Consider the following 248-nt stretch of genomic DNA (forward strand, 5'->3'; position numbering starts at 1 on the left):
CCCTTATTCCGGCAGTCGGTTCCGCCATTATCTGGGTGCCTGCGGCGATCTTCTTCTTCGCCACCGGTGCACTGTGGAAAGGGCTGTTCCTGGTGGGCTTCTTCGTAGTGATCGTCGGACTGGTGGATAACATCCTGCGTCCGCTGCTGGTCGGCAAAGACACCAAAATGCCTGACTATCTGATTCTGATCGCCACGCTGGGCGGCATGGAAATCTACGGCATCAACGGTTTTGTTATCGGTCCGGTG

General features: G+C 56.5%; 1 protein-coding gene. It reads left to right on the forward strand.

Features of this window, described 5'->3' with window-relative positions; translation table 11 throughout:
* The coding region (locus QCD70_RS19080) for an AI-2E family transporter (RefSeq protein WP_301219218.1) at positions 1-248 on the forward strand (248 nt) is incomplete at both ends.

Origin of the sequence: Agreia sp. PsM10 (genome assembly GCF_030433855.1) — a bacterium.
Taxonomy (GTDB): Bacteria; Actinomycetota; Actinomycetes; order Actinomycetales; family Microbacteriaceae; genus Agreia.